General features: G+C 67.5%; 3 protein-coding genes and 1 pseudogene. All 4 read left to right on the top strand.

Going from position 1 to position 5,583, the window contains the following annotated elements; all coding sequences use genetic code 11:
- Nucleotides 1–3,511: pseudogene (locus tag ABD378_RS43710) on the top strand (hypothetical protein); the annotation flags it as partial.
- A complete protein-coding gene (locus ABD378_RS43705; RefSeq protein WP_344531050.1) occupies nt 3,508–4,404 on the top strand; it encodes a phage distal tail protein in 897 nt (298 codons plus the stop codon). The pseudogene ABD378_RS43710 and the gene ABD378_RS43705, both read left to right, overlap by 4 nt.
- Nucleotides 4,405–4,414: 10 nt before the next feature.
- Nucleotides 4,415–5,380: a hypothetical protein gene (locus tag ABD378_RS43700; protein WP_344531047.1), complete on the top strand. Its 966-nt coding sequence runs from the start codon at nt 4,415–4,417 to the stop codon at nt 5,378–5,380.
- Nucleotides 5,381–5,583 (top strand): hypothetical protein (locus tag ABD378_RS43695; protein WP_344531045.1); only part of this gene is annotated, 203 nt, incomplete at its 3' end.

The following is a 5,583-nucleotide window of genomic DNA, read 5'->3' as shown; positions in this document are numbered from 1 at the left end:
CACCGCGTTCGGTATCGCCCTGGCCGGGCAGATCGGCCCCCTGTCGGAAGCGGCCGAGGCAGAGAAGGCCTACCAGGACGCTCTCGCCGAGCACGGCAGGGGATCCGCGGAAGCAGCTGAAGCGGCCCTGGCCTACCAGCGGAAGCTGTCCGCGCTGCCGCCTGAGACGCAGAAGGCCGCCGTCGCCCTGTCCACGCTGAAGAGCGAGTTCAGCGACTGGTCGGACGAGATGTCGCAGTTCACGATGGAGCCGGTAGCCAAGGGCTTCACCATCCTGCAGAAACTGCTGCCCTCCCTCTCCCCGGAAGTCGAGTCGTTTTCCGGGCAGCTGGACCGGCTGATGAACGTGGCCGGTGGGGCGATCTCCACGCCCGGCTTCGACGCGTTCTCAACCAAGGTCGCCGAACTCACGGATCAGAAGCTCGACTCCTTCACCGATCAGGTCATCCACCTGCTCCGCGTCGCCTCTGAAGGGGGCGCGGGCGGTGGGGCGGTGGGGCAAATCCTGGACTACGTGCGGCAGAACGGGCCCGCCGCCCGCGATGCGCTGGACGCGGTCGGGGAAGCCGTCGGGGTGCTGGCAGAAGGCGCCGCCGACGCCGGGCCGGGCATGCTCACCCTGGTCACGGCCGTGGCGCGTATTGCGGGTGCTCTGCCCCCCGAGCTGGTCACGCTTCTGATTCAGATCGCCGCGGGCATCAAGCTGGTTCAGCTGGCCGCCGCGGGGTCGGCGGCCGCCGCGGGAGCCCTGACGCGGGTGAGTACCGCAATCCAGGTCATGGGTGCGCGCGCTGCAGGTGCAGGCGGGGGCCTGGCCGGCGTACGGGCCGGTATCGCCGGACTGTCCTCAGGTGCGAAGGCGGGCCTGGCCGCAGCCGGTATCGCCGCGATCGGTCTTGCGCTGCATGAACTGTCCGACCAGAAGCCGGTGATCGCGGTCGATGCCCTGTCGACCAGCCTGAACACGCTGGTATCCACGGGCAAGGTCACCGGCGCGCTCAAGACCAACATGAACGAGATGTCGGAGTCCATCGCGATGGTCTCCAAGACAGCATCGAACAACAAGCTGTTGAAGCTGACCAGCGATTTCGGGTCCTGGATCGGTATAGCGAGCGGTCCGGGGATCTCCGACGCGATCAAGCATGTGGACGCGTGGGACCAAGTCATGGCCACCAACGTCAAGAACGGCCACGTCAAGGAAGCAGCCGCCCAGTACGACCTGCTGCGTCGCGCCTGGAAAGCAGGCGGCGGCGACATGGGCCAGTTCAAGAAGCACACCGATGGCCACCGCAACGCCCTGGCCGACATGAAGTTCGAGCAGGACACCACCGCGAAGTCGATGGGCACGTTCGGGCAGGCCGCCCTGGACGCCGGCACCAAACTCGCGGCGCAGAAAGTAGACGCCGACGCCCTGCGTCAGAGCCTGATCGCCCTGAATGAGACCAACAGGGCCGCCCACGACGCAGAAACCCAGTTCGAGGCAAGCCTGGACGGGCTCAGCGAAGCGTTCAAGAAGAACGGCTCCACCCTCAACGCGCACACCACGGCCGGCCGAGCAAACCGCGATGCCATGTCCGCCGCGGCCAAGTCCCAGGACGAGCTGATCGCCTCCGGGCTCGCGGCGGGGCAGTCGTTCGACACCATGGTCGGCAAGTCCGAATCGCTCCGCACGACGATGATGAAGCTGGCCACGGACGCGTTCGACGGCAACACCGCGAAGGCCAGGACCTACGTCAACACGCTCCTTGGGACCCCCAAGGAAGTGAAGACGCTGATCAAGGTTGAGCGTGCGAACGCCATCAGCGGCCTTCAGGAAGTCCGGTCTGCGATCCAGGCCACCCCCGGCGCGAAGAGCGTCAAGGTCTCCACGCTGAACGCGGCCGCGATCGGCGCCCTTGAGAAGGTCGGATACAAGACCAGGACACTGCCCAACGGACAAACCGAGGTCTACACCGCCAACGGGCAGGCGATCGGCAGCATCGGCGCGGTCAGTACCGCCCTGAACCGCCTGGACGGCAAGACCGCCAAGACGTACACCACGCACTACACCAGTTACGTCATCAAGGGCAGCCCCGGCGGCCCCCCGTCGGGCAGGTACCTGGGGTCGACTGCGGGCCGCTCCGCAGACGGCAACATCTACGCAGGCGCCAAGGTGCAGCGCTTCGCCGAGGGCGGCATGCGCGAGAACCACGTCGCGCAAATCGCTAAACCCCAGCCTGACATGCGCATATGGGCGGAGCCCGAGACTCAGGGGGAGAGCTACATCCCTCACGCACGGTCCAAGTGGCCGCGCTCCCGCGCCATCACGGAAGAGACCGTGCGCCGCCTGGGCGGCGACCCTGAAGCCATCCAGTGGAACGCCGACGGCAACGTCACCGACTGGCGCTACGACCCGCAGTCCGGGTCCCTCTACAGCCCCTCGGACGCCGGATCGGCGGGCAACAAAACCCGCAAGGTCAAGACCAAGGTCAAGGGCAAGTGGAAGACGCGGGAAGTCGAATATTTCGACATCGGCGCGGTCGAAAAGAAGCTGAGGTCCGCCTCCAAGGCCACCGCCGCATGGAACAAGGACCTCGAGCGGGTTGCCGACCGGGTCGGCGGGGACGTCGCCCAGGCCCTGGCCGAGATGGGCAAGGAGGGCGTCAAGCTCGCGGACAAGATGGCCAATGGCTCCACCAAGTACATCAACGACATGGCCAAGGCGCTCCGCGGGCTGAAGAAGGAGGCCAAGGCCTCCCTGGGCGACTACACGCGGCAGATGACCGGCGCCACCAAGCTGAACAAGGAGTTCAGCGACGACCTCGCGACGCTCGCCGCGCGCGGCTACGGGGACCTCGCCAAGCAACTCGCGGCGCAGAACGACACCGCCGCCCAGCAGTTGGCCGACGCCGCGGTGAAGGACAAGGGCAAGGCGTCGGCGGCGAACAAGGCTGCTAAGGGTGCGAACAATGCGCTGACCAGCGAGCAGGTACAGCAGTTGGTCGCCATCATCGCCGCGATCACCAAGCCCGGGACCGGCATTCACGACGTCGCGGCGACCACCGGGCTCGGCGAGGACGAGATCGTTGCCACGGCGGGCAAGGCCACCAGCCAGATCAAGAGCGCGCTGGGCGGCCGCGCGGCGCGCTTCCTGACCGACCTGGGCAAGGCGCAGAAGGGCTTGGCGTTCGCCGACGGCGGCATCCGCTCGGGGATCTACGCCACCCGCGGCGGCGCCGTCACCTTCGCCGAACCGAGTACGGGCGGCGAGGCGTACATCCCGCTTGGCGCCGACAAGCGCCGCCACGCCCTCCCGGTCCTGAGTGATGTTGCCGGACGCTTCGGGCTGGGCCTGCGCGACGCATCCGAGGGCCGCGTCATCATCATCCGCCAGCCGGGCCCGCTGGTCGGCCAACAGACATGGCACGTCACCTCCGGCGGGAACGCCGCCGACGCGGCGCGCCAGATGGAAGACCGTTTCGGATATCAGATGCGGCGCCTGGCGCGCGGCGGAGTGGGAGCACGCGGATGAGTACTCCCGTCGACCTCGCCGACTACCAGCACCAGCTGGGGCCCGTCCTCATCGGCCGCGGTACCACCGTCGACATCCGCGCCATCGAGGGCCTGGGGCAGGTCGCGCTGCGCAGCTCGGATGTCGAGCCGCCCGGCGAGGACGGCCTGTGGCTGGGCCCCGACTACTACGGCGGCCGCACCGTACGCATCGACGCCGCGGTGAAGAACAGCGGGAACTCTGCGGCCGTGCTGGACACCGTGGCCCTGTTGCAGGACGCCTCCGACACCGCGGCCGTTCGCGGCCAGGCGGGCACCACCCTGGACCTCAGGGTGAAGTTCCCCGGCCGCCCGGCTCGGGTGCTGCGCGGCCGGCTGCGTAAGTTCGAGCCCGACCTGACGACCCTCAAGCACGGCTATGTGCCGCTCGACTTGGAGTTCCAGACCGCCGATCACCGGTACTACGCCGACACCTCGGACTCCACGTCGATGCCGCTGGGCGGGCTCACCGAGGGCGGGGTCACCTTCCCCCTCCAGATGCCTTTCACCATCGAAGGCGATCCATCCGCCGTAGGGCGCCCCGGCTACATCCAGGTCGACGGCTCGGCCCCGACATGGCCGGTGATCCGGGTCAACGGCCCGTGTGCGAACCCGATCATCACGCATGTCACCAGCGGCCGCACGCTCACGGTGCAGACCACGATGACCGCCGGCGAGTGGGTCGAGATCGACACCCGGCCCGGCTGGCGCACCGTGCTGCGGGAGAACGGCGGCAGCGTCCCGCTCGCGCCCACCTCCCGCATCGACCAGTTCGTCCTGACCCCAGGGCTGAACGAGATCCGATGGTCAGCAACCGACAACACGCTCACGTCCACGCTGGCCGTCACCTGGTGGCCCGCCTACAAGGCCCTGTAGGAGGCCCCGGATGGCACTGAAGACCACGCCGTTCGTCATCACCGGTGGCGAGCACGATGCCCAGCAGTTCCGCATGATGATCAAGGATTTGGCGCAAGGCAACCAGGGCGTCACCCAGGGCAGCCACCTGAAGGTCGCCGCACTGTCCACGCCCGGCGCCGGTGTGCAGGTCGGCGACGGATCCGCCGTCATCACCGGCGTGTGGGCCGCCGACCAGGGCTCCTACAACGTCTACAACATCGGCGCCGACATCGTGAACATCGCCGCGACCGGCGGCACGGGACGCTCCGACATGCTGATCCTGCGGGTGCAGGATTCCAACTACGAAGGCGACAAGACCCCGTCGACTTCCGCGTTCTTCGAGATCGTTCCCAACGTGTCCTCCAGTGCGACCACCGTGCCGTCCGGCTACAGCGCGATCCCGCTGGCCCGTATCGACATCCCCGCCTCCACGGCGACCATCACCAACGCAATGATCAAAGACTTGCGGAAGGTCGCCAACCCGAGGCGGGAGCGAATCCTCTACCCCTTCTATCCCACCTCCAGCCTGACGGAGATCTCCGGCACGTCCGAGACGTGGAAGACCCACCCTCCGCTGCCGTCAAATACTCCGGCCGGGAACATGCGCACCATCGCCATCCCGTCATGGGCCGCCAGCGCAAAAGTCGTCTTCTCCGTGAACGGGCTGCGCCTCGCCGACGGCAACGTATGGGGAGGCTTCCGCTTCATGCTCGGCACGGTTGAGGCCGCGCAGTGGGTCGGGATCGACGACAACCAGGGCACCGCGGCCCGCCGTGTCTATGTCGAGATGGTCGAGATGATCGACCTGACCACCACCGCCGGCGCGGCGATGCGCGGCACCAACCAGTCTTTCTTCTCCCGCATGCGCACCCGCTCCAGCAACGCGGGGAAGATCGGCATCGACGAGACCACGACGTTCAAAATCGATATTGAGTTCCTGGAAGGCCCGCTCTAGATGGGCCGCTGGCGCTACTTCACTCAGGACCCGCTGACCGGGGAAGTACTGCACTCGGCGCTACCGCTGTCAGGGGTGGACTTCGGCAACGAACTGAACGGGCCGGGGAGTTTCTCCGCCACGCTGGCCCCGCGCTGGGCAGCCGCCAACATCGACTCCCTCATGCCCGGCGCCCTGATCTATGCCGAGGCGGACAGCTTCCT

This window comes from Streptomyces rectiviolaceus, assembly GCF_039533825.1.
GTDB classification, from domain to species: domain Bacteria; phylum Actinomycetota; class Actinomycetes; order Streptomycetales; family Streptomycetaceae; genus Streptomyces; species Streptomyces rectiviolaceus.
Note: the sequence above shows the minus strand (reverse complement) of the source record. Positions and strands in the feature narration are given on the sequence as shown.

Excerpts from the sequence above, each read along its gene's own strand:
- ABD378_RS43705 (WP_344531050.1), top strand. The coding sequence starts at position 3,508 with ATGAGTACTCCCGTCGACCTCGCCGACTACCAGCACCAGCTGGGGCCC.
- ABD378_RS43700 (WP_344531047.1), top strand. The coding sequence starts at position 4,415 with ATGGCACTGAAGACCACGCCGTTCGTCATCACCGGTGGCGAGCACGAT.